The organism is Halalkaliarchaeum desulfuricum, from assembly GCF_002952775.1.
GTDB lineage: Archaea > Halobacteriota > Halobacteria > Halobacteriales > Haloferacaceae > Halalkaliarchaeum > Halalkaliarchaeum desulfuricum.
This window is the reverse complement of the sequence record NZ_CP025066.1, coordinates 3,098,957-3,121,934: the sequence shown is the minus strand read 5'-3', so window position 1 is coordinate 3,121,934 and position 22,978 is coordinate 3,098,957. Positions and strand designations below refer to the sequence as shown.

21 protein-coding genes and 3 tRNA genes are annotated in these 22,978 nt (G+C 62.6%); 11 read left to right on the top strand and 13 right to left on the bottom strand.

What is annotated here, in order from left to right; genetic code table 11:
- Window positions 1–5: 5 nt before the first annotated feature.
- Window positions 6–443 (bottom strand): type IV pilin, encoded by a 438-nt coding sequence (locus tag AArcSl_RS15510; protein ID WP_119821212.1) that lies wholly within the window; start codon window positions 441–443, stop codon window positions 6–8.
- A gap of 208 nt (window positions 444–651) precedes the next feature.
- On the opposite strand from AArcSl_RS15510, the gene AArcSl_RS16715 reads away from it, so the two are divergent.
- On the top strand, window positions 652–1,422 hold the full coding sequence (locus tag AArcSl_RS16715; RefSeq protein WP_133412184.1) for a hypothetical protein: 771 nt from the start codon (window positions 652–654) through the stop codon (window positions 1,420–1,422).
- A 61-nt stretch (window positions 1,423–1,483) separates the two neighbouring features.
- On the opposite strand, the gene AArcSl_RS15505 is transcribed toward AArcSl_RS16715, so the two are convergent.
- The 9 genes from AArcSl_RS15505 to AArcSl_RS15465 all read right to left on the bottom strand — a co-directional run bounded on the left by AArcSl_RS15505 (window position 1,484) and on the right by AArcSl_RS15465 (window position 8,346).
- Window positions 1,484–1,915: a type IV pilin gene (locus AArcSl_RS15505; RefSeq protein ID WP_119821210.1), complete on the bottom strand. Its 432-nt coding sequence runs from the start codon at window positions 1,913–1,915 to the stop codon at window positions 1,484–1,486.
- A gap of 481 nt (window positions 1,916–2,396) precedes the next feature.
- On the bottom strand, window positions 2,397–4,181 hold the full coding sequence (locus AArcSl_RS15500; protein ID WP_245883292.1) for a DUF7845 domain-containing protein: 1,785 nt from the start codon (window positions 4,179–4,181) through the stop codon (window positions 2,397–2,399).
- Window positions 4,121–4,384 carry a hypothetical protein gene (locus AArcSl_RS15495; RefSeq protein WP_119821206.1) on the bottom strand — a complete coding sequence of 88 codons (264 nt, stop codon included), beginning with the start codon at window positions 4,382–4,384 and terminating at the stop codon, window positions 4,121–4,123. Before AArcSl_RS15495 ends, AArcSl_RS15500 begins: the two co-directional genes overlap by 61 nt.
- Window positions 4,381–4,620 (bottom strand): DUF7563 family protein, encoded by a 240-nt coding sequence (locus AArcSl_RS15490; protein WP_119821204.1) that lies wholly within the window; start codon window positions 4,618–4,620, stop codon window positions 4,381–4,383. Before AArcSl_RS15490 ends, AArcSl_RS15495 begins: the two co-directional genes overlap by 4 nt.
- 174 nt (window positions 4,621–4,794) lie before the next feature.
- Window positions 4,795–4,869 (bottom strand) — tRNA-Ile (locus AArcSl_RS15485).
- A gap of 104 nt (window positions 4,870–4,973) precedes the next feature.
- A tRNA-Asn gene (locus tag AArcSl_RS15480) sits at window positions 4,974–5,046 on the bottom strand.
- An 85-nt stretch (window positions 5,047–5,131) separates the two neighbouring features.
- Window positions 5,132–6,529, bottom strand: a complete 1,398-nt coding sequence (gene cca, locus AArcSl_RS15475; RefSeq protein WP_119821202.1) for a CCA tRNA nucleotidyltransferase — start codon at window positions 6,527–6,529, stop codon at window positions 5,132–5,134.
- Window positions 6,530–6,568: 39 nt separating this feature from the next.
- A complete protein-coding gene (locus tag AArcSl_RS15470; RefSeq protein ID WP_119821200.1) occupies window positions 6,569–7,372 on the bottom strand; it encodes an ABC transporter permease subunit in 804 nt (267 codons plus the stop codon).
- Window positions 7,369–8,346, bottom strand: coding sequence for an ABC transporter ATP-binding protein (locus AArcSl_RS15465; protein WP_119821198.1), 978 nt, complete (start codon window positions 8,344–8,346; stop codon window positions 7,369–7,371). Before AArcSl_RS15465 ends, AArcSl_RS15470 begins: the two co-directional genes overlap by 4 nt.
- Before the next feature lie 304 nt (window positions 8,347–8,650).
- Here AArcSl_RS15465 and AArcSl_RS15460 point away from each other — a divergent pair, with 304 nt between their 5' ends.
- Entirely contained in the window at window positions 8,651–9,094 is a 444-nt protein-coding gene (locus AArcSl_RS15460) for a protein-tyrosine phosphatase family protein (RefSeq protein WP_245883291.1), read from the top strand.
- Window positions 9,091–9,786, top strand: coding sequence for a class I SAM-dependent methyltransferase (locus tag AArcSl_RS15455; RefSeq protein ID WP_119821194.1), 696 nt, complete (start codon window positions 9,091–9,093; stop codon window positions 9,784–9,786). The genes AArcSl_RS15460 and AArcSl_RS15455 overlap by 4 nt, the downstream gene beginning before the upstream one ends.
- Before the next feature lie 35 nt (window positions 9,787–9,821).
- Here the strand turns inward: AArcSl_RS15455 and ligA are convergent, their stop codons facing one another.
- From ligA to AArcSl_RS15440, 3 genes are all read right to left on the bottom strand, one after another.
- A complete protein-coding gene (gene ligA, locus AArcSl_RS15450) occupies window positions 9,822–12,137 on the bottom strand; it encodes an NAD-dependent DNA ligase LigA (protein WP_119821192.1) in 2,316 nt (771 codons plus the stop codon).
- A 105-nt stretch (window positions 12,138–12,242) separates the two neighbouring features.
- Entirely contained in the window at window positions 12,243–13,436 is a 1,194-nt protein-coding gene (locus tag AArcSl_RS15445) for a DUF2157 domain-containing protein (RefSeq protein WP_161945991.1), read from the bottom strand.
- A gap of 86 nt (window positions 13,437–13,522) precedes the next feature.
- On the bottom strand, window positions 13,523–13,807 hold the full coding sequence (locus AArcSl_RS15440; protein WP_119821188.1) for a DUF5789 family protein: 285 nt from the start codon (window positions 13,805–13,807) through the stop codon (window positions 13,523–13,525).
- A gap of 168 nt (window positions 13,808–13,975) precedes the next feature.
- Between AArcSl_RS15440 and AArcSl_RS15435 the strand changes: the two genes are divergently transcribed.
- The 8 genes from AArcSl_RS15435 to AArcSl_RS15405 all read left to right on the top strand — a co-directional run bounded on the left by AArcSl_RS15435 (window position 13,976) and on the right by AArcSl_RS15405 (window position 22,847).
- Window positions 13,976–14,857: a PHP domain-containing protein gene (locus tag AArcSl_RS15435; protein ID WP_119821186.1), complete on the top strand. Its 882-nt coding sequence runs from the start codon at window positions 13,976–13,978 to the stop codon at window positions 14,855–14,857.
- 48 nt (window positions 14,858–14,905) lie between these two features.
- Window positions 14,906–15,070: a DUF6757 family protein gene (locus AArcSl_RS17155; RefSeq protein WP_193588477.1), complete on the top strand. Its 165-nt coding sequence runs from the start codon at window positions 14,906–14,908 to the stop codon at window positions 15,068–15,070.
- 157 nt (window positions 15,071–15,227) lie between these two features.
- Window positions 15,228–17,267 (top strand): DEAD/DEAH box helicase, encoded by a 2,040-nt coding sequence (locus tag AArcSl_RS15430; protein WP_119821183.1) that lies wholly within the window; start codon window positions 15,228–15,230, stop codon window positions 17,265–17,267.
- Window positions 17,268–17,423: 156 nt separating this feature from the next.
- Window positions 17,424–19,328, top strand: a complete 1,905-nt coding sequence (locus tag AArcSl_RS15425; RefSeq protein ID WP_119822040.1) for an SLC13 family permease — start codon at window positions 17,424–17,426, stop codon at window positions 19,326–19,328.
- 64 nt (window positions 19,329–19,392) lie between these two features.
- Window positions 19,393–19,465, top strand: a tRNA-Pro gene (locus tag AArcSl_RS15420).
- A 395-nt stretch (window positions 19,466–19,860) separates the two neighbouring features.
- Complete coding sequence (locus AArcSl_RS15415; RefSeq protein ID WP_119821181.1) at window positions 19,861–20,139, top strand: transposase; 279 nt, start codon at window positions 19,861–19,863, stop codon at window positions 20,137–20,139.
- Between the two features lie 191 nt (window positions 20,140–20,330).
- Entirely contained in the window at window positions 20,331–20,816 is a 486-nt protein-coding gene (locus AArcSl_RS15410; RefSeq protein ID WP_119821179.1) for a hypothetical protein, read from the top strand.
- 390 nt (window positions 20,817–21,206) lie between these two features.
- Window positions 21,207–22,847, top strand: coding sequence for an ethylbenzene dehydrogenase-related protein (locus AArcSl_RS15405; protein ID WP_245883289.1), 1,641 nt, complete (start codon window positions 21,207–21,209; stop codon window positions 22,845–22,847).
- Window positions 22,848–22,978: the final 131 nt, after the last annotated feature.

The window sequence follows — 22,978 nt, the reverse complement described above, 5'->3', positions numbered from 1 at the left end:
CTGGATCACTCAGGTACATCAAGAGTTTCTGTGTCCAAAATCGTGGATTGATCACCAGATTCCCATATTAGATTGAACGTAATTTCACCGTCCTCACCATCATCAATTTCTCTAGTAATTGAATCACCTGCACTCAATACTTCAACAGACGCGTATGCATCATCGCCACTAAATACATCATCGTCTGCTTCAATACTCAAGGTTTCAGCGTCAACAGAGTCACCTCCTGTATGCGAGAAGGTTACATTATATTCGCCGTTCGCAGGTTCATCTATCTCCGCATCCCAATTCGCGTTCGGAGCGGTATCACCGACTTGATCACCGAGCCCGAGGACGAACGTGCCGATCACGGCCGCAAGGATCACGGTGATCGCCACCATCAGGATCACTCCGATGACGGGCGATACAGCCTCTCTATCCCCAATAAACTCTTTCAATTGCATGGTTTGTCCACCCCCACTAGCCGGGAGGAGCCGTCCGTCGTGTGACGCGCCGTCACCTCGTGGCTCGCCCAACAGGAACCCCCCGTCATCGTGGTGGTTACTTCTGTATCCATTGATCTCACTGATAAATCCTCCCTACCAGTTATCACGCGTGAAATCCTCCGAGAAAAATACATATCTTAGGTTAGAGTGGTCTTGGTAAGGAACAATGGACACAAGCCAATTGCGTGAACGGTTCATCGATACGTATTCGACGTCGAGCGAGGCGAGTGTCCACGATCTCGTCGATCAGTACGAGTCCGCTCAAGCATATATCGCCCAAAACCCAGACGCAGGGAGTTACGCGGTTGCATCTGCGCTCGGTGCGCCTCGATCTCGTGTTCGTCCCTGGATCGAAGACGACGCGATGCCTGACGCCTACCGTGGATGGAACACAGTAGTGACCCGAGGGTGGCACCAACTCGAGGGGAAAACTCACCTCGCACTGACGCGGCTCGTTGCAGCTGTGTTTGCTGGCGGGGCGATCAGCGATCCGACGTACATCCCGACCTGGAGCTTTCAGAACGATCGGGAATACGACCATCTCGTTACGCAACTAGAAACGGTGGGCGTGGGCTCGCGGCGACGCGATCGAGGCGATGGGCGTGGGCCGACTGTGGAACCACGATCAAATCAGTCTGTATTCGGTCGGTTACTTGCTGCTCGTGGAGCACCTGTTGGGAGTAATTTAAACGAACTCGTAATTCCAGAGTATCTTTTTAAAAGCGAGTATGTTGACGGCAACGAGGCGTTCTGTGAAACTTATCTCAGGTTACGCGGAGTTGATCGTCCCTCTAAAAATATTGTTCAAATCTATGAACAAGGGCGCACAGACGTATTTCACGGTGATCTTGCCACGTTATTCACGCAGATCTATGGAAAGGAGTCTGTGAGAAGACACAAAAAGGGGATTTTTGTTGAGCGTGATGTATTTGATTGAGTAATAGATTCCGGTCTTACTCGATCGTTTTGACCAAGAAATGAAAAGTGAAGAGAAGTCGTTATGAGTCGTCAATCTCGACTGTTTTAAGAACAGACGAAGTATCTCCAGACTGCCAAATTAGTTGTACTTCTTCACTAGCCGACGTCACCTCAATCGTGCTACCTGCTGAGAGTACATCATCTTCTTCTGGCGGGTCTGTAAGATCATTATTCTCCACCACGCTCTCAGCACCGTCATTATCGATATTAACGAAGAGTTCGTTAGCCTCTACACTGTCTCCACCGTTGTGGGTGAACGTCACTTCAGGGTCCTCGTCGTCAACTTCCGCAGCCCAGTTCGCGTTCGGAGCTGTCTCACCGACCTGATCACCGAGTCCGAGCACGAACGTGCCGATCACGGCCGCCAAGATCACGGTGATCGCCACCATCAGGATCACTCCGATGACGGGCGATACTGCCTCTCTGTCTTCGAAAAACGCTTTCAATTTCATGGTTGTATTCTCTGTTTGCGTCGTCTTGTACCGTTGTTTATTCCCCAACCACCGAGATTCTCAGACTTGTGACCGCACACAGCTGTTGTATCTCGGCGGTGGATATTACAGCATCCCAACAGCTATCGAATAAAAGTACGCCTCTAATTATCAGACGTGAATTCAAACATCTCAACAAGCAAAAATTGGCGAGTTCGGAAGCGTTGAACCCAATCTTCGACACCCCCTAATTTTTCGCGAGCGCGCCTCCGGCGCGCGGACAACTGCGAGGCTGTGGGGGGTGTTTTGTTCTTGTGGCCTTAGCCACACCTTCTAACAACCAATCGGAAGCCCCCCTTCCGATTTCCTCGCGGCGTCGATCACGATCGCCTCGACGGCGGTCACCGGATACTCAACTCAATTTGATCGCAGAAGGAAGTTAGCAGTACTTCAGTTGTCTAACTCACCCGGAAGGATAGTGTTGCCACTGCCGAACCCACCGCTAGCCGGGGGAATCGACGGGCGTGAATCCGTGCTTCTCCCAGTCTACCTGTTCGATCTTCTCCCGGATCTCGCGCGTCTCCGGGCTGTGTTTCCCTGGCGGGTTCGTCGTCACATCCAGGTTCTTGTACCGCTTCACCGGCCCGCCGGCCAGCTCGAGGAGCGCGTGAACCCCGTACGTATCCGAGCGGTCGTCGTGGGTCCGCAGATACGCCAGCTTGATCTCCCGGATCACCTTCCGCGCTTCCGTCGGTGACTCCGGCCGGTAGCCCACGTCCAACAGCTTCCGGCAATCGGCCGGGTTCTTCTTGACCGAGATGTTGTACCGCTGCCGGACTTTACTCCAGGCGCTTCGCGCCCGATCGGCGGCCGCCTCCGCCACCGTCATCGCCGCGTCTTCGATCGTACTCTTGAAGTTCTCTTCAGCCGCCCGAACCCGCTTTAAGAGGAGTTGCTGCTGGTGCTTGCTCGCCAGCTCTAACTCGCCGTAGGTGTGGTTGATCACCGACTCACATCGATCGACGACCTTCCGGATCGTCCGGTAGGAGTACCCCGTCTCTTCGGCCGCCTCTTCCGGTGAGACAGTGCCACCGTCCGACAGAAGATAATCGATCACCGCCCGATCGCTCTCCATCGCCCCGCCCCACAGCTGCATCACGGCCGCCTCCTGGGCGTCGGCGATCTCCGGCAGCGGGCAATCGACGAGCTTCCGCGTTCGTCGATCGCCGTCGGCTCCGGTGAAGTACTCGTCGGGAACGAACGGATCACCGCCCCGAACCGATAGCTCCGCCCAGTCCAACAGGTTTAGAACCGTCTCCTCGAGTTCGCGAATCAGATCCTCGGTGTCGCTCCAGTAGACGGTTTCTTCGGTGAGACTCGTCTGATAGGACACCTCCAGCTTCGGGTGGTACAGGGGGTGATCCGGCTCGAATTGCTCCGGTTCGTTCGGGTAGTAGTGCTTGGCTTCCTTCCCGAGCGTGTGCCCGGGAACGAGTTCGCGCGCCCGATCGTCGGTGACCGAAGCGGTGACGTAGTAGCCGGGGAGCTTCCGGTGATCTTCGACGTGCTTGCGGTACCCTTCGCGATCGCCCTCGAGGAGTTGGTGAATCCGTGCGAGGGGTCCATCGGCCGCGTACAGGGGACCGCTCTGTGATCGGTGCAGCCGGACGTAGACGGCGGCGTCGTTCCAGTTGCTCACCTGGTGAGGTTCCTGGAGATACTTCGTGTTCACGCCGAAGGCGCCGATCACGTGTTGTGCCAGCGAGAGGTACCGGTCGTGATCGATGTTACTCGCCTGCACCTGTACGTCGATGTACGGCCCGCCGAGGTTCGGAACGCCCCGAACCGGATCGCCGTCGGCGGTCATCCCCGGCCACCGGGGACGGACAGTGATCGTCCCGCCTCGCACCCGTTTGCTCATGTCGGCCCGTTCCCCCTCGTAGAGCTCGTCCTTCGCGACGAAGTAGAACCGGAACTCGGGAACGGTCTCGAGCGTGTAATCGGGGTTCTCCCAGGGGTCGAGTGGGTTGTCAGTGTCGTAGTCGTAACACAGCGCCCACGTGTCACCGTCAAACTCGCAGGTGGCGGTCGGCTTCCCCTCGGTCGTCCACCCGTCGTGATCCTTCCGGATCCGATCCATCGCGAAGTAGGGATCGAGCCCATGCCCACGGAAAATCAGGTGGAGATCTCCCTCGTGGGGCGCACAGTGAACGAACTCGTCGACGGTCACCGCGATCCCCCCGAGAACCGCCGGGAACAGGTCCGGCAGATCCCGAAGTACCAGCACCGATACGATTCCCGCCGAAGGGACCGACCGCAGAACCGGCAGCTCCGTTCCGCCCGGATCACCGGTCGGCCCCCGTCGGTGACGAGATCTCCCTCTTCCTCGAGCTGGGCGCGAACCTCTTCGTCACTCGCGCCGGCGTCGGGGTGGGCGATCCGTTCGCCCGTCCGAGGGTTGTACAGCTCCGAAGCCCGAACGAACCTCATTCGGACCACCTCGCTGTTTCGGCGCCGTGACGACCGGGTGACTCTCGAGCGTCCGGCGTCGACACCGACTTGCCGGCGGCGCTTCCCTCGAACAACCGAACCCAGGTGTCACACTCTGGGCACCGGTGGGCGCGATCGTGTTCGTCGCCGTACACCCGCCGGAAGTCCGTGGGCACGTGGGCGCCACACTCGAGACACCGCCGTCTGTCGGTTTCTCCGGTGACGAGCGGCGTCATGGCGCACCACCTTCTGGAATAAAAACCGCCCGACGGTAGAGGGGTCCAACCAGTAACTGGTTGACATACCTCCTGAGAGGGGGGTTACCCGGATCCCCGAATCCGTCGAAAAGAGGTGTTTGGATGTCTCTACGCAGCGTTTCTACTTCAGCCAAGAATCGGCTGGTGACCGGATGGGCCCTGCCGGATTTGAACCAGCGACCGCCCGGTTATGAGCCGGGTGCTCTATCCAGACTAAGCTAAGGGCCCTCGATCCGTAATTCCGCGTCGCTCCCCTTGAGTGTGCCGGACCGATCCGACTCTCGAAACCGAACGACAGCACCACGGCTCGAAACGGTGCCATGGGAGAGAAGCGCCGGAGCCAGGACTCGAACCTGGGACCGCCTCGTTAACAGCGAGGCGCTCTACCATCTGAGCTACTCCGGCTTGCACCAGTTGGTAGACCAGTTGTTTTGATAGGGCTTTCGTTTCCGTCCGCCCGGGCCGGGATCGGACCGCAGCCGGCGCCACCTCACGGGCGGGGATCGAAGTACGCGGCGAGATCGCGACCGAACGACTCGACCAACCCGTCGACCTCGTCGCCGACGAGCACCGTCCGCTCCTCGAGTGCGTCCTCGATCTGGGCCCCCGTTCTGACCTCCAGCAACGCCTCGCTGCGGAGATACTCGCTCGCGTCGGTGAACTCCCGGGGGCGTTCGACCATGTAGCGATCCTCCACCAGAAACGGCCCGTACAGCCGGTCTTGGTCCCCGTCGTCGCGTCCGGATCGCTCCGCGTACTTCTCGTAAAACCCCTCCGCGTGGCTCCGGACGCTCACCGGCGGGCCGACGTGACGGGACACCGCCGGGACGGTCGGGCTCGCGAGTTCGATGAACAACACCGCCCGCCCCTGTTCGTCTGCCGGCCCCGCCGTCTCCTCGACGAAAGTGTCTGCCCGGAAGACGTCGAAGCCGTGGTCGTCGAGCCCGTCGATCACCCCACCCAGCGTCCGTCGGAGCTGGGGCCACAGCTGATCGTCGACGATGTCGGGCGCCTCGAAGACGACGGCGACTGGGGTGGTTCGACGCTGGCGGACGTGGGCCCGCAGCTCCGCGGCCGAGATCGGTTCGCGTTCCGGCGGGAAGAACAGCTCCTCGCGGGGATCCTCGAGCAGTTCCCGGCTGTAATGCTGGAACCTGGCGAGGTTCTCGGCCGACAGTACCGCCGCAACGTTCCGTTCGGGATCCGTGGGATCGATCACGACCAGCGGATCCGTAAACGTCTCCCGGCCGTGATCCTCCGGATCGAGTTCCACCGGCGGATGCCACTCGGCGGCGGCCTCGACGAGGGGGACGAAGCCGTCGTACTCGCAGATCAAAAGCTCCGTGAGATAGCCCGAAAACCCCCGCGTCCGGAGGTCGCTGCCGTACGCGCCGATCCCCTTGAGGAACCGCTTTGCGAGTCGGACGTCCCGCGCCAGTTCGTCGTCGAGGTTCTCCTCCAGGTACGTGGAGTGAAACGGCGTCCGGTCGACAGCCGACTGGATGTGTTCGGCATCCTCGACGTCGTAACACGGGACGAGATCCACGTCGAACCCCTCGTAGGTTCCCTTCACGTACGGGTGTTCGGCGTACTCCTCGCGCCCGTCGGGCAACACCTCGTGCCCGATCGTCAACCCATACTGGACGAGCTCCGATCGATCGGTCTCGGGAGGCAACCGGACGAACATGTCGATGTCGCGGTCGCCCGACAGCCACGTCCCCCGGGCGGTCGACCCGACGAGGACGACGTCGCCCTCGACGTCGAGTTCGGACAGCGCCGACAGCGTCCGTTCGCGAAGCTCGCCGGCGACCTCCTCGAACCGGGCGCGCTCTGCCTCGTCGGGCGTCACGCGCGCTTCGACCGCCGACAACACCGCCTCCAGGCTCATACCGCACTCTTCAGGCGCGTTTCCTAAACGCGTATCGGCTCACAGGTCCTCGCGCTGGAACTTCAACGCACCCAGGAGGGGCGGCGCGAGCAGCCACACGATAAGCATCGCCGCGGCCGACACCTGGAGCCCCGCGGTCTCGCCGGCGAACAGCTGGCCGGCGAGGAAGCCGTCGGTCACCAGCTGGAATGCCGTGCTCGGGTTCGCCAGTTCGGCGACCTCCTGTGCCCGCTCGAGGGGGAACCAGTCGGGGAACTGCGCAAACAGGAGCAGGAAGCCTCCAGTCGCGGCGTTCCACAGCGGGACGAACAGGAAGTACAGCCCGATCGCCCCGGCGAGCGCCCGACGCTGGGTGGACGCCGCCGCGGAGAACCCGACGCCGATGCTGACGAACACCGCCGCGAAGACGACCACGAGCAGCGTGTATCCCACGTACGCGAGGGGATCGAACTCCAGTGGTCCGATCGCGAGGACGATCGCCGGCAGCACGAACCCAACCAGGATCGCCCCACCGAGCGCGGCCGCCCGGCCGAGGACCTTCCCGAAGACCACGTCGATCCGGCTGTGGGGCAACGCGAGCAGCAGCTTCAGGGAGCCGCTCTCGCGTTCGCCGCTGATCGCGTTGTAGCCGATAACCAGCCCGATCAGGGGGACCAGCGTCCCCACGAACAGCTGTCCGAACAGGCTCAAGATGACATTCGCCTCCAGCGTTTCGCCCTCCATCGGCCTGAAGAGATACGCCGTCCCGGCGAACAGCACGACGAAAAGCACCGTCAGGCCGATGAGCCACCGGGACCGGATCGCGTCCTCGAAGTCCTTCCGCGCGACCGAAAGCAGGCTCACGTCGATCCCCCCTGTTCGGGCTGGGCCTCGGCAGCCGTGGATGAACCACCCGAATCCACGGCATCCCCCTCCGTGTACGCTAAGAAGAGGTCCTCCAGGGACGCCTCCCGGGTGGTGAAGTCGTCGACCGGGACGCCCTGCGCTTCGAGCGTCGACAGCACCGCCGTCTTGGCGTCGCCCCGGCAGGAAACCGTGAGCGTGTCGCCGTCCAGTTCGACCGCCGAGACGCCATCCAGATCGCGGATCGTGTCTGTCACAGCGGCGAGCCCGTCGGATCCCTCGCCGACCGTGATCACCAGCGTCTCGTCGTCGCCGACTGCCTCGCGGAGCCCTTCGACGCTGTCCTCGGCGACGAGTCGTCCGTCCCGGAGGATCCCCACGCGATCGCAGACGGCCTCGACCTGCCCCAGCACGTGCGAGGAGAAGAAGACGGTCGCGCCGCGGTCGACCTCCTCGCGGACGATCTCGCGCATGTCCTTCGCGCCGGTCGGATCCAGGCCCGAGGACGGTTCATCCAGGATCAATAATTCGGGCTCGCCCACGAGCGCCATCGCGAGCGCGAGCCGCTGACGCATCCCTTTCGAGTAGCCGCCGGCCTTCCGGGCGCTATCGGCCGCCAGTCCGACCCGGGCCAGCAACTCGTCGGGGTCGTCGTCTGCGTCCTTTGAGTCGATCGCGAACTCGACGTGTTGCCGGCCGGAGAGCCGGTCGTACACCCCGAATCCCTCCGGGAGGACGCCTGTCCGCTGGCGCACAGCCAGGCTTTCGCGGTGGGCGTCCCGCCCGAGCACTCGCGCCTCGCCGGCGGTCGGTCGAACGAAGTCCAGAAGGATGTTGATCGTCGTCGACTTCCCGGCCCCGTTCGGGCCGAGGAACCCATATACCTCTCCCTCCTCGACTGTCAGATCGAGGTCGCGGACCGCCGTGACGTCGGCGAACTCCTTTCTCACGCCGGACAACTCGATGGCAGCCATAGGGTTTCTTCCGCCGTCATCGAATAAAGGCTTGTGCACGAGTTTTTTAACGGGAACCACGTGGGCGAGATGCCCCTTCGGTCGGCCTCGAACCGGTCGGGCTCGCGTCGGTCTCGCATCACTCTCACCGGACGATGTGCATCGGCAGGGACCTACTCGCAACGACACCTTTTTTGAGTCTATTGCTGACCGAGCGAAGTATATCAGAATGTTGCATGGGACTTATGGTCACTTCAAAACAATATCTCGTGTGGACAGAGATCGGCGAGACAGTTCGAACGGGGAAAAGGATCCATATCCACTAGTGCGACCGTTCGGGTACGTCGAGGATCGCCCGATCATCCGTCGGATCGCCGATCGGGACATCTATCTCGGCAACCACCTGGCCGCCGATCCGCGTCGCCACGATCGCGAGTTCGAATTCGTGCTCTCGGCCACCGACGAGGAACGTCCACTGACGACACACCACCGTCCCCTGGTCGACGGCCGCGGGAACGAGTGGCCGGTATTTGAACAGGCAGTGGACACCGCCCGATCGCTGTACCGACGAGAGGGATCGCTGCTGATCCACTGCAAGGCCGGAGTTTCACGGAGCAGCACCCTCGTCGCAACGACGCTGGCTGCCGAGGAAGGGATGGCGTTCGCCGGAGCGCTGTCCGCGGTTCGAACTGCTCGGCCGATCGCAATCCCACATCCCGCGCTCCACGAACAGGCGGTCGTGTATCTGGCCGCGAAAACCCGACGATGAGAGCCGAATCGAGCACACCGGCGACGAACGAAACTGTCGTGGCGGCGTACGACCGGCTTGCTGCACCGTACGATCTGTTGATCGCCCCACTGGAGGCGAAAACCCGGCGCCGGGCGATCGAGGGACTTCAGCTCGAACCCGGCGAGACCGTCCTGGAAATCGGCTGTGGGCCCGGTCACGCACTGCGAGTACTTTCCCGACACACCAGTCCGGACGGTCACGTGATCGGGCTCGACGCCTCCCCGAATATGCTCGCCCGTGCTCGCAGCCGGGTCGAAAGGTCGATGGCAACTGACCGGATCGACCCTCTGAATCGTATCGACCTCCTGCTGGGCGACGCTCGATCGCTCCCGCTCCCGGACGGCAGCGTCGACGTCGTCTTCATCGAGGACACACTGGAACTGTTTTCGTCGGACGGGATCTCGACTGTCGTCGCCGAATGTGCTCGCGTTCTCGGCAGGGAGGGGAAACTGGGCGTAGTGACGATGGAGCGATCCGGCATGGAAGGCGATCCGTTCGTCCGGCTATACGAGTGGCTGTTCGATCGGGTTCCGGGGTACGAGCGTGTCGGCTGTCGCCCGATATACGCCCGGCGGGCGATCGAGGATGGGGGGTTCACGATCGAACGACAGGAGCGACATCGCCGGGGCTACGTGTGGCCAGTGGAGATCCTGATCGCCCGGCACGACTGACGACGGTGGAGTTCACAATGGAAAACCCTCCGAGGTCACCGAGAGCCCGGCCACTCGATCCCTCGATCCGCCAGCAGTTCCATCAACTCGTCCTCCCCGATCTCGTCTACGTCGTTGGCATCGGCATCTTCACGCTTCGATGTTCCCGGGTCGTCGCCGACGACGAGATAGTCAGTGTTGCCGGAGACGCTCGAGGTGACGTTCGCGCCGTACCGTTCGAGTAGATCGCTCGCGTCGCGTCGCGGTATCGACAGCGACCCCGTGAACACGAACGTCAGCCCCGAGAGTTCGTCGCCGGCGTCGTCGACCTCGAGGGACTGGGGTTCGACGTACTCCGTGAGCTCCTCGATCGCCGCCCGGTTCTCCTCGGTGTCGAAGAAGTCCCTGATCTTCCGGGCGACTTCGGGCCCGACGTCGGGCACCGACTCGAGTTCCTCGCGGTCGGCGTCCATCACGGCCGCGAGGCTCCCGAACGCTCGGGCGAGCTCCGTTGCCGTCGACGCGCCCACGTCGGGGATACCCAGCCCGGTGAGGAAGTCCGCGAGGGAAGGTTCCCGAGTCTCCTCGAGTTCTGAACGCAGGTTCTCGGCACTCTTCTCCCCCCACCCCTCGAGATCGGCGAGGTCGTCCGAATCCAGCCGGTAAAGGTCGGCCAACGACTCCACCAGCCCGGCCTCCCGGAGCTGTTCGACACGTTCGGGACCGAGCCCGTCGATGTCGAGCGCCTGTCGGCTCGTGTAGTGTTCGATCGTGCGTTCGAGTTGGGCCGGACAGCCAAACCCGCCGCTGCAGTACGCCAGTGGACCGTCGCGCTCGACCGAACTCCCGCAGACTGGACACTCATCGGGGAACTCGAAGTGCCCCTCCGATCCGTGTTCGAGCACCTCCGTCACCTGCGGGATGACGTCCCCTGCCCGCTTTACGGCCACCCGATCGCCCACGTCGACGCCCAGCGTCTCGATCTCGCTGGGGTTGTGCAGCGTCGCCCGCGAGACGGTCACCCCGCCGACCTCGACCGGATCGAGCAGCGCGACCGGGGTGAGACGCCCCGTCCGGCCGACCTGAACCACCACGTCCCGGATCGTCGTTTCGCCGCTTCTGGCGGGGAACTTGTAGGCGAACGCCCACCGGACCGACCGCGCGGTCGCCCCGAGATGTTCGCAGGCCTCCCGGTCGTTTACCTTGACCACCGTGCCGTCGATTTCGAACGGGAGCTCCTCGCGGAGTTCCATCATTCGATCCCGGTAGTCGACCGCCGCCTCGATGTCGTCGACCTGTTCGACGTGCTCGTGGGCCACCCGGAGCCCGAACTCCCGGAACGCCGAAAACTCCGCGGCGTGGGTCGCGGGCTGTTCCCGACCGCCGGGGCGGACCCCGGCGTCCGATAGCTGGCTTCCGTCGTCTCGGCTCTCGGTCTCGTCTTCGGAGTCGACCACCTCACCGAGGGCATCGAGCGTCAGCTGGTCGTCCGCCCCGGCAGCAGCCTCGGATTCCTCGTCCCGCGAGCCGTCAGCACTCGCTTCCGGTAACGCGTCGGGAAGCGCGTCCGGATCCGGATCCGTCTCCCAGGCGAGCACGTCGAAGAAGTAGATCGAGAGTGGTCGCTCGGCGACGATGTCCGGGTCGAGCTGTCGGAGCGTTCCGGCGGCCGCGTTGCGGGGGTTTGCGAACGGCTCCTCGCCCGCCTCGACGCGTTCGCGGTTGTACGCCCGGAAGTCGTCCTTCGGCATGTACACCTCCCCGCGGACGGCCAGGACCGAGGGGGGATCCCCCCGCAATCGCATGGGCACCGCCCGGATCGTCCGGACCTGTTCGGTGACGTCGTCGCCGCGCTGTCCGTCCCCTCGGGTCGCTGCACGGACGTATCTGCCGTCGCGGTAGACGATCTCCACCGAGAGGCCGTCGAACTTCGGTTCGCACAGATACGTCGGGTCGTCGAAGCCCGCTTCCTGCAGCTCACGGCGAACGCGATCGTCGAACTCCCGGAGGTCGTCGGCTTCCGTCGACTGGTCGATCGACAGCATCGGCGCAGTGTGCTCGACCGTCTCCAGTTCGTCGAGCGGTTCCCCGCCGACTCGCTGGGTCGGCGAGTCGTCGGTCGCAAGGTCGAACGCCGATTCGAGCTCCTCGAGCCGGGCGAACAGCCGATCGTACGTCTCGTCTGCGACGATCGGGTCCGCGAGCACGTAGTAGCGGTAGTCGTGCTCCCGGATCGCCTCGCGCAACAGTTCGGCCTGCTCGCGTGCCGTCTCGGCGTCGATCTCCTCGATCGGCTCGAATTCCGCCGGCGCGTCCCGGAGATAGGGGTTGTCCGGTTCGGCGTAGTGGACGTCTTCGACCTCGTCGCTCATTATCGGTAGCTGCCGCGCAAAGACTAAAGTAAAACCGGTTGCGGCCCGTCGACAGATCTCACACTCCTCCAGACGGTCTTTCGTCCATCCGGGCGAACAGCCCGGTCACTCCTCCATCCGGGCGAACAGCCGGCGGCGGCCGCGTTCGAGCCCGAACGCCGCCGCGAGCAGCACGATCCCGGCGATTACCAGCGCCAGCGACTGCGGGAGCACGCCGGTGATCGTCGCCTCCAGGAAGAAGAGCAACTGGAGGAGAAACGCCAGCGCGACGACGTTGACGATCCCCCGAGCGTCGGTCCGGTAGCCGACGACGACGCCCCCGACCAGCACCGCAAGCGAGAGCGCGTGCGTCGCGAACACGCCTGCAAGCTCCGGGACTGCGTCCGCGTACTGGACGAACACGGTTCCGATACCCAGGACGACGAGTACACCGGCGGCCCAAAAGGCGGCCGTCCCGCGGGGCGACGACGGGGAGGTGTCAGCCTCGAACAGCAGGCCCCCGAAGCCGACCGTCGCGACGGCGGCGACCGCGAGCAACAGCGCCGCGAGCGTTCCCCCGGGGTCCGGGAACGATCCCACGCTCGAGGAGGCAGCGATGGCGAGGACTCCGAGGACCGCGAAGCCGAAGCCGACGAGCCGATAGATCGCAGCCACGTCCGAAGACTCCGCGTTGCCTACGATGACCGACGGCTCCAGTCGACTCGCGCCGACCACGAAGAGGAACACCCCGAGCGCGCCGACTGGGAACACTGGATCCACGCCGAGACTGTCCGCGACGTCGACGACGAGCGCACCGGAAACCAACAACCCGAGCGCCGTCGTCGGTCGCGAGGGATACGCGTGGCCGGCAGCGACGGCGACGCCCGCCCAGACGAGGAACAGCCACGCCGACTCGACCTCGAGCGTGTACAGGTCCGACAGCAGAAACACCGTCACGCCGACGAACGCGGCGCTGGCGAACCAGATCCCGTGTCCCACCCGCGGACGCGTTCGGGCGACGAGCCGGAGCGCCCCGACGAAGCCGGCGACGGGAACTACGAGCAGGATCGCCGCACGGAGCAACCGGGGGATGTCGTCCCAGGCGGTGGCGACGTACAGGCCGATCCCGGCGGCGACGAGCAGCCCGCCCATGAGCGCGATCGCGGTGACGGTTCGGGAGCGGTCGGCTCCCGACGGTTCCTGGAGGGGTTCGGGCGGGTCCACGCCGTAGCGATCGAGGATCCGGCGGGCCTGGTCGGGCGAGATCAGACCCTCCTCGACCCAGTCGACGATTTCCCCGCGGAGGTCTTCGGGGTCCACAGTCGGAGTGTCAGGCGGTGTGAAGATATAGCTGGTGGACAATCGAGGCCCGACAGCGAAACCGAGTCAGTGACCGGAACAGTCACTTAAAAGGAGACGGGTTCGGGCCCGGATTCGCCGGGCATCGTCGGGTCGCGATCGCTGTAAAACCGCCGGCCGACAGCTTCGTGACCCACGCCGGTGAACACCGCCGTCCGGGCGTCTTCCGGCCCCTCGTAGACGTCGTCGGCGATCCGTTCGAGCACCGCTTTCAGGGTCTCCGTGCCGTTCGGCAGTTCGATCGTGCTGTCGCCGTACGCCTGGATGATCTCGTCGCGTGTTGCGGGGTACTCGTGTGTGTCCAGCTTGTCGCCGGTGTCGCTCAATCGCATGGGCGGTGCTGGCCGCCGAAAGGATATAATGATTATCCATGTACAATCTCAGACCGTCGGAATTGTTGTGCTGTCCTTAAGGAGGATAATGTGTTCCACGATATCACAGATCAATCTGGTCCCACAACAGGGCCCTTCTTACCACAGAGCACGCAATCCTCACGCCAGATGGGCACTCAGGAATCGGGAGTGGACGGGTCGGGACCAGTCGCCGATCTCCACGTGCACACGACAGTGTCGGACGGCAAGTTGGAGCTTGAATCGGTACCGTCAGCCGCACGGAGGGCCGGACTCTCGTGGGTGGGAATAACCGATCACGACCGGCTCCATCCCGGACTGTCCGCACCGATCGAACGGCGGGACGGGATCCGACTGGTCCGGGGAATCGAACTCAGAGTCGAGGTGGATCCAGATCGTTTGACCGAGGGAGCACCAGACACCGATCGGCCGGGAGAGCCGTTCCGAGTGGACCTGTTGGGGTACGGGATTGAACCGACGGAGGAGCTTCGGAGGGAACTAGACCGGATCCAGGAGGATCGGATCGAGCGAGGTCGGAAGATCGTCAGGCGCGTCGAAAACGAACTCGGCGTCGAACTCGACGTACCGATCGAACGGGGCGTCGGCCGGCCACACGTCGCGCGAGCGATCGCCGAAAGCGACGCCACGCTGGATTACGAGGGGGCGTTCGACGAACTGATCGGCGACAACGGCCCGTGTTTCGTCGCCAGGAACGTCCCCTCCTTCGAACGCGGCGTCCAGCTCCTGGGAGAGGCCAGCCGGATCGTCGGGCTGGCACACCCGCTTCGATACGACGATCCGAAGGTTGCACTGGAACTCACAGCGGAACTGGACGCCGTCGAGGTGTACTACCCGTACGCCGACGGCACCGATCCCGAGGGGGAAGGGGCCGCCGCAGTCGAGGACGTTCGACGGCGACACGGTCTGCTCGCGACAGGGGGCAGCGACGCCCACGGAACGAGTCTCGGGGCGACCGGGCTCGACGCGGACGCGTTCGCTCCGGTTCGGGATCGATTGCTCGGAGACGCCTGACGGATCATCTTGCCAACGCTTAAATCCGAACGCGCGTAAGCTGCGAGTATGCGTTGCCACTACTGCGACCGGGAGGCCGCATACGCCGCGGAGAAGGACAGCATCCGCGTCGGCCTCTGTGAGGAACACTTCCAGGAGCGCCTGGAGGAGCTCGCCGAGTCCGACGAGCTCTCCGCCCTCCGAGAGCAGATCGACGTCGACCGCGCCGAGTGAGGCCCCCGGTCGATCGCCCGATCCCCGCAGCGGACCGATTCTCCCTCCAGACGACAACGATCCCCGGCCACCACCAATTCCCGGCCTCGTTGTCCCCCGATCCGATCGACCTGCAACGAATCGCTGAAGTGTCCGACTCGCATAGAGTTACCAAATCGTGTCGAAGCAGGCCCTCGACGTCGAAACGCTGTTCTTGCACGAGTCGGGCGACGAGTACACCGTCGTCGTCCGACGCGACGGGAAGCGACGCTTCCGTGGCGTACTGGAGACGAAGGAGACGTCGGCAGGGCCCAGACCCGGGAAGTTTCTGATCGTTCGCGGCGAGCAGCGCGAACCCCGGTCGCCCGAGGAGTTCGTCGAACTCGCCCGTCGGGCCGAGCGGATCCGCATCTCCGAACAGACCTCGAGATCGGGACGGGCCGAACTGCAGGACCTGCTCTCGGGGTATCAGCTCGAAGCGCAGGTCGTCCGGACCTGCCGCCGGTGTGCAAACGACGGCCACTACCGGCCGATTACCTCCGACACCGCGATCGCGACCGAACACGAGGAGGTCTGTCCGGACTGCGCACGCGAACAGCTGGAGCGTGAGCTCGCTTATAAGGGGGAATTCACGGCGGCCGCAAAAGACCGGCTCGAGGAGCTGTTGCTCGAGACGCGTGACCTCCAGCGCATCACGAATCTCGTCCAAGGCGGGCTGGATCCGGACCTCACCAAGTTCGACGAAGTGTCGGCGACGGTCGACGACGTCAATCCCGTCCGAACCGCCGACATCGACGTCCATCCGGAGTTGAAAGCGCGCACCGAAGAGCGGTTCGAGACGCTGCTTCCCGTCCAATCGCTGTCGGTTCGAAACGGCCTCCTCGAGGGGCGCGACCAGTTGGTCGTCAGCGCGACCGCGACCGGGAAGACGCTGGTGGGCGAGATGGCGGGGATCGACCGGGCGCTGAAGGGGGAGGGAAAACTGCTGTTTCTGGTGCCGCTTGTCGCGCTCGCGAACCAGAAACACGAGGACTTCGAGGAACGGTACGGCGACCTCGTCGACGTCACCATCCGCGTGGGCGCCTCGCGGATCAACGACGACGGCACCCGGTTCGATCCCGACGCCGACGTGATCGTGGGAACCTACGAGGGGGTCGACCACGCCCTCCGGACCGGCAAGGACCTCGGCGAGGTCGGTACCGTCGTAATCGACGAGATCCACACGTTAAAAGAGCCCGAGCGGGGCCACCGGCTCGACGGGCTCATCTCGCGGCTCCGGTACTACGCCGAGACGGAAAACGAGTCGCCGGCCCAGTGGGTGTTCCTCTCGGCGACCGTCGGGAACCCGGAGGAACTGGCCCGCCGGCTTCGGGCGACACTGATCGAGTTCGAGGAGCGGCCGGTGCCGATCGAACGGCACGTTACCTTCGCCGACGGCCGGGAGAAGGTCCGGATCATCGACCGGCTGGTGAAACGCGAGTTCGACACCAAGTCCTCGAAGGGGTATCGCGGTCAGACGATCGTCTTTACCAACTCCCGGCGGCGGTGTCACGAGATCTCCCGGAAACTGCAGTACTCGTCGGCGCCGTACCACGCCGGGCTCGACTATCGACAGCGCAAGCGGGTCGAAGGACAGTTCGGGGACCAGGAGCTCGCGGCGGTGGTCACGACCGCAGCACTCGCAGCCGGAGTCGACTTTCCCGCCTCCCAGGTCGTGTTCGACTCGCTGGCGATGGGGATCGAGTGGCTCTCGGTCCAGGAGTTCGAGCAGATGCTCGGACGGGCCGGACGGCCGGACTACCACGACCGCGGGAAGGTGTACCTGCTGGTCGAACCCGACTGTGCGTATCACAATTCGATGGAGGGAACCGAAGACGAGGTGGCGTTCAAGCTCCTGAAAGGGGAGATGGAGGACGTGATCACGCAGTACGACGAGCGGGCGGCTGTCGAGGAGACACTCGCAAACGTTACCGTCGCCGGCAAACGGGCGAAGCGACTCAACGATCGGATGGTGGGCGAGGTGCCGACGAAACACGCCATCGGTAAGCTACTCGAATGGGAATTCATCGACGGCTTTGCTCCGACGCCGCTGGGGCGGGCAGTGACGCGACACTTCCTGGCGCCAGATCAGGCGTTCCGAATTCTGGACGGAATCAGGGCGGGGACGGACCCGTTCGATCTGGTCGCGGATCTGGAACTGGCTGAAAATGAACTGTAGTCGCCCGGATCACTGCAGTCCGGAACCGTCGGCAGACGTTCGATCCGATCCGTCCGCCGCCTATCTCAAATCTTTTTATTCGTCTGCGGCGAGGTACTGGCCGTGGTTCTCGGACTCCCGATCGCGTCGTTGTTGGCGCCGATAGCTGCCGCCGAGTTGGCGACGTCCGTCGCCGTAGCGTGGAGTCCACTCGTCGCCGACATTCCGCCGGTGACGACGGAGATGTTCGTCGTCTTCGGCGTGATCGGGCTCGCACTCGTGCTGTTTCTCACGGAGCCGGTGCCGATCGACATCACCGCGGTTGCGCTCATCGTCGTGCTTGTCGTGCTGGAGCCGTTCACGACGATCAGCCCCGCAGACGGCATCTCCGGGTTCGCCTCGCCGGCGACGATCACCGTGCTGGCGATGTTCGTGTTGAGCGAGGGGATCCGACGCACCGGGGTGGTTCGAACGATCGGCGACCGGATCGTCAACTGGACCGGGGACAATCCCAAACGCCAACTGGGGGCGGTGATCGGGCTCTCAGGAGGCTCGGCCGGGTTCATCAACAACACGCCGGTGGTGGCGGTGATGATCCCGATGGTGTCGAACATCGCCAATCGGACGAATACCTCCCCATCGTCGCTTCTCATGCCGCTTTCGTTCGCGTCGATGATGGGCGGGACGCTGACGTTGATCGGAACCTCGACCAACATCCTCGCCTCGGACGTGTACGACCGGCTCGGGGGAGCCGAAACGACGCCGTTCGGGATGTTCGAGTTTACCGCGCTCGGGCTGTTGGTGCTTGCAGTGGGCAGCGTCTACCTGTTTTTCGTGAGTGCGTGGCTCGTTCCCGAACGGATCAAACCCCGGGATGACCTCACCGAAGAGTTCCAGATGACCGAGTACCTCACTGAAGTGGTCGTCACCGAAAAGTCGCCGTTCGTCGGAAAAACCGTTGGGCAGTGCTTCGACGAGATCGACATCGACGCCGACCTGGTGCAGTTAGTTCGTGGGAACCAAGCGTTCACCGAACCGCTGGCGCGAAAGCAGGTCCAGGTCGACGACGTGCTCGTGCTCCGGACGGACCGTGACAACCTCATCGAACTCATCGAGACGGAAGGGCTGAAACTGGCACCCGACGCCGAGGTCGACGAGACGCAGCTACAGGTCGAGACAGACGACACGACCGCCGAAACCGAACAGCGCCTCGTGGAAGTCGTCATCTCCCCCGACAGCGGGATCATCGGCGAGACACTGGAGACGCTGAGTTTCCGGCACAGATACGACGCGTCGGTACTTGCGATCCGACGCGGCGGCGAGATCATCCACGCCCGGATGGACGAACGCCCGCTTCGCGGCGGCGACACGCTGTTGCTCCAGGCGAGCGACGACACGGTGCGACGCCTCGCGGGCAACCGGGCGTTTATTGTCGCCGGTGACGTCGAACGTCCCCAGTACAGGGAGGAGAAGACGCCGATCGCCGTCGGAATCATCGCGGCGGTGGTGTTCGGGGCGGCATTTACGGGCTATTCGATTCTGGTGACCGCCCTCGCCGGAATGGTCGCAATGGTAATCACCGGCTGTCTGAAGCCCAACGAGGTGTACGACGCGGTCGACTGGAACGTGATCTTCCTGCTCGCGGGGGTGATTCCGCTGGGCATTGCGATGGAGCGAACAGGCGGTGCGGAGTGGCTCGCGGCGGTAACGCTGTCGACGGCAGGGGGGTACGAGCCGATCGTCCTGCTCGGCGTGTTCTATCTCGTCACCGCAGCATTGACGAACCTCATCAGCAACAACGCGAGCGTCGTGTTGATGATCCCGGTGGCGTTCGACGCCGCGGCGGCGATCGGGGCGAACGTGTTTTCGTTCGTGCTGGCGGTGACGTTCGCGGCCTCGACGGCGTTCATGACACCGGTCGGCTACCAGACGAATTTGATGGTGTATGGCCCCGGAGGGTACCGGTTCTCGGACTTCGTTCGGGTCGGTGGACCGTTGCAGTTGTTGCTCGCGGTGGTGACAACGCTCGGGATCGCAGCGATCTGGGGTGTGTGTCCGCCCGGCGGCTGTACGGTTCCGTGAAGACGGTTCGGCAAGCGGGCTGAACGAAACGTTTTACACCGCTGGACAGCCTCTTGATAAATGAGGGCTCGTGGGTTAGCCTGGTATACTTGCGGCCTTGGGTGCCGTTGACCGCGGTTCAAATCCGCGCGAGCCCATACGAACCGGCGAGCGACAGCGAGGGCCGAGTATTTCTGCGAGCCGGATTTGAACCAGACAGCGAGGAGTCCCGAGCGATGCGAGGGAAGCTCGATGGCGAGGTTCACAATCCGCGCGCCCAAACGGTCCCCCATGGTACAACAAACTATACTGTCGGCGCGAAGTAATTGAACAGGTTGTGATACAGATTGTGAAACTACAAGCAGCTTCCTATTTGGATTTCGATCATTTTCGAATGATGCACTTAGACAATCTACATATCAACTCGCTATCGTTGTTTTCATGGAAAATCCGCTGGAACTGGCAGAAATGCTGATTAAATCTTATTACTAAATTCCCTGATAATTTCAAATGATATTCTTATACGAGTGCAAAATGTGGATGTTGTGATGTGATGTTGCTCAAGGTGCTGGTCTTTGCCCACCCAAAGGGAATCCGTAGTTCCCGGAAAATCGACCGGGTACTTGAACGTGATGTCGTGTTTGGCTATCTTGCCTCGAATCATCAGCCGGATTTCCGCACCATCTGCGACGTTCGCCCGGATCACCGCGAGGAGTTCCAGCTCCTCTTCGTCGAAATCCGTCGACTCTGCCGGCAAGCGGGGATGGCTCAAATGGGTGAAGGTGCAATCGACGGCCGGCCCGTTCAGGGAGACGCCGCCCTCGATCAGTAACCGAACGCGTGAGCAGTTCAAGGCAGAGTTCAGTCGATCTGGGAAAAAGCAGCCGAATTCGGAGCCGAAGAAGACAAAGAGTACGGCCCGGATAACCGCGGCGAAGAACTTCCCGAGGAACTGCAGGACAAAGAGCGCAGCCCTGAACGACTCCGGGAGGCGAAGTCAAATTCGACTAGAAAGAACAGAAGATGAAGGACGAACAGGCCGAGAAGTTTCATGAGAGAGAACGTGAAGAAGCCAAGACGGGCGACACGAAAAGTGGGGAGAAATCAACGCTGCCTGAAGATGTCGAACTTGACGAGGGCCCGAAGACGAACACGACCGAACCGGAGAGTCAATCTATGAAGAGTTACGACGGCTGGAATCAGGGCTATATCGGCCTAGCGATGCCGGATTATTACTCAGGGGTAATCGTCCCACAGGACGTCACAACTGACGCCAATGATATCGAGCAACTCGATCCGATGCTGAAGGAATGCGAGGAAGTAACCGGACAACCTCCGTCGAATGTGCTGGCGTTTGCTGGGTACGGGACCAATGAGAACGCCAAACTTGCAGATGAACAAACCGAGTTGTTCATTTTCACGACGAAGGATTGGAAGCGGCGCAAGGATTTACAAGAGAGCGGACCGGCGCGTGGACGGAATCCGAGTCAGTCAGGCCAAAGGAACTGATGGAACGCAAGTTACGAACGAATAGAGGCAGAGACAGATATCGCAAACAAAGCCAGAGCGTGGAGCCAGTGGTTGGTCATCACGTGAATCGCGGACTGGATTAGTTCCTGCTCCGTGGGGAAGACGAAGTAGCGGCGAAGTGGTCGCTGTTCTCGAAGATTCATACCCTAGTGAAACTGTGGTGGACCCGACGGGAGTCGGCCGGCTGACCACGTCTGTGAACTCAAACGGGGAGTTTCTGGTCAAAGGCCGGGGTTGGCAGACTCACTCGCAAATGAGGCGACGGACGGACTACATAGCTTGTATTAGAGTTAATTTATTGACTGGTTTTAAAGGACACCATTATTCAGGGGTAGTACTTCAAATGTGTAGTACTCCCAAATTTATTGTATGGTTGAAGAACCTACGACAGATCCAGACGAAATCCTCGACGACTCAGATGCCGAGGAGATCGAACAGGAACTCGACGGAAAGCTCACGCTTCCGAACGGGGTATCCAAAACCCATCGACGCCGCGTCCTCGCGGCACTCGGCGGTGCGGCGATCGCCGGGTTTGCGGGCTGTGCAGGCGAAGAGGAGCCGGAGCCCGAAGAGACGCCGACGCCGGACGAGGAGACGCCCACGCCGACTCCTGAAGAAGACGAAGAGGAGGAGGAAGAAGAAGAGCCTGAATTCGAGCGGCCGGACTACACCCAAATCGACCACATGGCGGTCGACTGGGCTCCGAAGGACTGGGTAAAGGACCTTGACGTACAGGTCGCGTACAACGACGACGAGATCCGGTTCCGCTTCGAGTGGGACTGGGACGTCAAGAACGGCTGGTTCCACGACGTGTTCGTCTATGAGGACGGCGAGTGGGTCCGCTACGGCGAACCCAATCCGGGCGCACCCGATCCCGACTACGGATTCGGTGACAACTTCTCGGGGTTCACCGAGGACCGACTCTCGTTCCTCGTCGACGACGGCAGCGTGAAAGGGTTCGAACAGTTCGGCGGCTGGCTCACGGTCCACGAGGGGACCCGAACGCTTCCCGGCGCCGTGGAGGGTGACGAAGTCGAAGACCATCCCCACCACGGCGACGTGCTGGGCAACGACGACGTCCGCAAGTACATCCCACAGTCCCGTGAGGGCGAGTGGTGGGAGAACGACTGGGACGCCGTCAAGGACCAGGAGGAACTCGACGAGATGCTGGAGAACGGAGAGTTCCTCGACATGCCGATGATGCGAGCCCACCGTGGTGCTCCCGGCGGATACGCAACGGTTCATTGCATCCTCGATCACCGTCACGGCGCAATGGACGAACCATCCACCCGGATACGGAACAGTCAGGGCATCACCGACGACGGTCATCCGGAGTACATGTTCGATCCCGACATCGTGGAGGGTGGAACGCTCGACCTGCAGGAGATTTATGACGGCGAGGTGCTGCAGACCGACACTCACGCATTGATCCAGGGCGAGAACATGGTCGAGTTCGATCCGGACGAGGCGGACGTCTCCGAGGGTGCGGTCATTCCACGGCGGTACAACCGCCCTGACGAAGTCGAGGGTCCGGGCGCGCTGTGGCGCGTCGACGCGACCTGGGAGAACGACACCTGGACCGTCGAAATGTGGCGCCCGCTGGAATCCGGCTACGCAGGCGAGCAGGACTTCGAACCGGGTGAAGTGTACGACTGGTCGCCAGCCGTCCACGGTGGGGGCGCACAGCGCTGGCACTGGGTCGGCTACCCGTACAAGCTCGGGCTCGGCGTCGATCCCGACCACCCACACACGGAAGAAGCAGAAATCGTCGCCGAAGAATTCGACGGTGACGAACCCGACTGGGGTGCCGTCGACACGTACACCGTCCCCCTGATGTACCCCGGTCAGACCGACTGGACGTGGCTCACTAGCGGGGAGCACCCCCGCGTCGACGAGGTGCGCAACGCCGACATCGCCATCTGGGAGTACCACAGCTTTGCCGCTGAGGATCCCGAGGACTTTGCCGCACGGATGATCGACCTGGAGGAAGCTGAAGCGCCCCGGAAATAACCGCCGAGAAGGCGTCTCACTCTCAGAAGGCGACAACCCACGGATGTCCAGGAGGCGGTTGATACCCGGTGAAGTACCTCGGGGACAAGCCCCGAGGCACTCGGCCTAATCTGCCTGTAGACGGTGTTCGG

Bases quoted from the DNA above. Each gene is read 5' to 3' on its own strand.
- AArcSl_RS15510 (WP_119821212.1), bottom strand. From the start codon at position 443: ATGCAATTGAAAGAGTTTATTGGGGATAGAGAGGCTGTATCGCCCGTC.
- AArcSl_RS16715 (WP_133412184.1), top strand. From the start codon at position 652: ATGGACACAAGCCAATTGCGTGAACGGTTCATCGATACGTATTCGACG.
- AArcSl_RS15505 (WP_119821210.1), bottom strand. From the start codon at position 1,915: ATGAAATTGAAAGCGTTTTTCGAAGACAGAGAGGCAGTATCGCCCGTC.
- AArcSl_RS15495 (WP_119821206.1), bottom strand. From the start codon at position 4,384: ATGAGGTTCGTTCGGGCTTCGGAGCTGTACAACCCTCGGACGGGCGAA.
- AArcSl_RS15490 (WP_119821204.1), bottom strand. From the start codon at position 4,620: ATGACGCCGCTCGTCACCGGAGAAACCGACAGACGGCGGTGTCTCGAG.
- cca (WP_119821202.1), bottom strand. From the start codon at position 6,529: ATGAGCCTGGAGGCGGTGTTGTCGGCGGTCGAAGCGCGCGTGACGCCC.
- AArcSl_RS15465 (WP_119821198.1), bottom strand. From the start codon at position 8,346: ATGGCTGCCATCGAGTTGTCCGGCGTGAGAAAGGAGTTCGCCGACGTC.
- AArcSl_RS15455 (WP_119821194.1), top strand. From the start codon at position 9,091: ATGAGAGCCGAATCGAGCACACCGGCGACGAACGAAACTGTCGTGGCG.
- ligA (WP_119821192.1), bottom strand. From the start codon at position 12,137: ATGAGCGACGAGGTCGAAGACGTCCACTACGCCGAACCGGACAACCCC.
- AArcSl_RS15440 (WP_119821188.1), bottom strand. From the start codon at position 13,807: ATGCGATTGAGCGACACCGGCGACAAGCTGGACACACACGAGTACCCC.
- AArcSl_RS15435 (WP_119821186.1), top strand. From the start codon at position 13,976: ATGGGCACTCAGGAATCGGGAGTGGACGGGTCGGGACCAGTCGCCGAT.
- AArcSl_RS17155 (WP_193588477.1), top strand. From the start codon at position 14,906: ATGCGTTGCCACTACTGCGACCGGGAGGCCGCATACGCCGCGGAGAAG.
- AArcSl_RS15415 (WP_119821181.1), top strand. From the start codon at position 19,861: ATGTTGCTCAAGGTGCTGGTCTTTGCCCACCCAAAGGGAATCCGTAGT.
- AArcSl_RS15410 (WP_119821179.1), top strand. From the start codon at position 20,331: ATGAAGGACGAACAGGCCGAGAAGTTTCATGAGAGAGAACGTGAAGAA.
- AArcSl_RS15405 (WP_245883289.1), top strand. From the start codon at position 21,207: ATGGTTGAAGAACCTACGACAGATCCAGACGAAATCCTCGACGACTCA.